This is a genomic window from Acidovorax sp. KPB24-07 (assembly GCF_057543315.1).
The window spans coordinates 1-2,994 of the sequence record NZ_BAAJYS010000393.1; the positions used below are offsets into that span (position 1 = coordinate 1).

A 2,994-nucleotide genomic window follows, 5' to 3' on the forward strand; every position below is an offset into this window, starting at 1 on the left:
CAGCGTGGTCATCAGGATGGGACGAAAGCGCAGCATGCAGGCCTCGCGCACCGCCTCGAGCGCCGACAGGCCCCGGGCACGCTCGGCCTCCAGCGCGAAGTCGATGATGAGGATGGCGTTCTTCTTCACGATGCCGATCAGCAAGAACACGCCGATGAGCGCGATGATGGTGAACTGCATGTTGAACAGCAGCAGCGCCAGCACCGCCCCCACGCCGGCCGAGGGCAAGGTGGTCAGCACGGTGATGGGGTGGATCAGGCTTTCGTACAGCACGCCCAGCACAATGTAGATCACCACGATGGCCGCCAGGATCAGGAAGAACTGCTGCGACTGCGATTGCTGGAACCCGAGGGCCGTGCCCTGGAAGCTGCCGCGCACGTTGGTGGGCATGGCGATGTCGGCCTCCGCCTGCTCGATGACCTGTCTCGCCTGGCTCAGGGAGGTGTTCCCGTCCAGGTTGAACGAGATCGTCGTGGCCAGTTCGCCGTCCTGGTGGTTGATGGAGGTGGGCGAGGCCCGCTCCACCACCTTGGCGATGGCACTCAGCGGAACCATGGTCGATGCGGTGTTGCTCAGCACCTGCCCCGTGGAGGCGCCGCGCTGGCCCGGATTGGCGGCCGTGCCGGTGGCCCCGGTCGGGTTGGACGCAACGAAGATGTCGGCCAGCGCCGGCGGGCCCTTGGTGTATTCCGGCGCCCACTCCATGATGACGGAGTACTGGTTCAGCTCGCCGTAGATGGTCGCCACCGAGCGCTGGCCGAAGGCGTTGTAGAGCGCGCTGTCGATGGCCGAGGCGCTCACGCCCAGGCGCGAGGCGCTGGCCCGGTCCACCTCCACATAGGTCTCCACGCCGTTGTCGGCCTGGTCGGTGTCCACGTCGGTCAGCAGCTCTTCCTGCTTCAGGCGCTCGGCCAGGCGCGTGGCCCACAGCCGCATGTCGGCCAGGTTGTCACTCTTGAGGGTGTACTGGTAGGTCGAATTGCTGGAGCGCCCGCCCATGCGCAGGTCCTGCACCGGGCTCAGGAACACCTGCAGGCCGGTGATCTGCGCCAGCTGCGGCCGCAGGCGCCCGATCACGGCGTTGCTGCTGTCGGCGCGTTCGCCCACGGGCTTCAGGTTCACGAACAGAAAGCCCCGCCCGCCCGCCCGCCACCGGAAAAGCCCACCACCGTGTCCACCGCCGGATCGTTGCGGATGATGCCCACCGCCTGGCGCAGCTTGCGCGCCAGGGCGTCGGAGGAGATGCTCTGGTCGGCCCTCAAACCGCCGTTGAGCTGGCCGTTGTCCTGCTGCGGAAAGTAGCCCTTGGGAATCTTGGTGAACAGGTAAACGTTGAGCCCGATCACCGCCAGCAGCACCAGCATGACCAGCGCCTTGCTCGCCAGCGCCCAGTCCAGGCTGTGGGCGTAGCCGCGCAGCATGCCGTCGTAGCCCCGCTCGGCCCAGCGCGCGAAGCGGCCGGGGGGCTTGGCCTGGGCGGGGTCTTCCGAGCGCAGCAGCCACGCGCACATCATCGGCGTGGTGGTGAGCGAGATCACCAGCGAGATCGCCACCGCCACCGACAGCGTGACCGCGAATTCGCGGAAAAGGCGCCCCACCTGCCCGTCCATGAACAGCAGCGGGATGAACACCGCCACCAGCGACAGGCTGATCGACAGCACCGTGAAACCCACCTCGCGCGCGCCCAGCAGCGCCGCGGCCATGCGGTCCATGCCGGCCTCGATGTGGCGGCTGGTGTTCTCCAGCACCACGATGGCGTCGTCCACCACGAAGCCGGTGGCCACCGTGAGGGCCATCAGGCTCAGGTTGTTCAGGCTGAAACCCAGAAAATACATGATGCCGAAGGTGCCCAGCAGCGATACCACCGTGGCCACCGCCGGAATGACCGTGGCGCGCGCCTTGCGAAGGAACAGGCCCACCACCAGCACCACCAGCGCGATGGAGACCATGAGCGTGAACTCGATCTCGCGCAGCGACGAGCGGATGGAATTGGTGCTGTCCGACGCCACCGACACCTGGATGTCCTGCGGCAGCTGCGCCTGCAGGTCGGGCAGCAGCGCGCGCACGCCGTCCACCGTGTCGATGATGTTGGCCCCCGGCTGGCGCGTGATGAGCACGATGATGGCCGGGTCGCCGTTGAACAGGCCCAGCGTGCGCGTGTTCTCCACGCCATCGACCACGCGCGCCACGTCGCCCAGGCGCACGGCGGCGTTGTTGCGCCAGGCGATCACCAGCGAGGCGTAGTCGGACGCCTTGCGCGAGGGCGAAGGCGTGTAGATCTGCAGGCGCTTGCCATCGCCTTCGATGGCGCCCTTGGGCCGGTTGGCGTTGGAGGCCTGGATGGCCGCGCGCACGTCCTCGGTGCTGATGCCGTAGCGGTTGAGCGCGAACGGCAGCAGCTCCACGCGCACCGCGGGCAGCGAGCCGCCGCCGATCTCGACCTCGCCCACGCCCGCCACCTGCGAGATGCGCTGGCTCACCACGTTGGAGACCGCGTCGTAGATCTCGCCCGGTGTGCGGGTCTTGGAGGTCAGCGTGAGGATGATGACGGGCGCATCCGCCGGATTGCGCTTGCGGTAGGTGGGGTTGCTGCGCAGCGTGGCCGGCAGGTCCACGCGCGATGCGTTGATGGCCGCCTGCACCTCGCGCGCGGCGCTGTCGATGTTGCGGCTCAGATCGAACTGCAGGCTCACGCGGGCCGAGCCGGTCGAGCTGCTGGACGTCATCTCGTTCACCCCCGCGATCACACCCAGCCGGCGCTCCAGCGGCGTGGCCACGCTGGTGGCCATGGTCTCGGGGCTGGCGCCCGCGAGGCTGGCCGACACCGAGATGGCCCCCTCCGCGCCGTCCACGGTGACGAAATCGTCCCCGGCCTGCAGGCCGTGCACGTTGTCCAGCTTGGCATCGCCCAGCAGGTGGATGCCGTCCCCGCCCTTGAACTGCAGGTCTTGACTCGATGCGCCCGGCTCGAGGATGAACATCGGCAGTCGCGTC

At 68.2% G+C, this 2,994-nt stretch carries 1 pseudogene; it reads right to left on the reverse strand.

The window, feature by feature from the left end:
* Positions 1-2,834: pseudogene (locus AC27IQ_RS21540) on the reverse strand (efflux RND transporter permease subunit); the annotation flags it as partial.
* Positions 2,835-2,994: the final 160 nt, after the last annotated feature.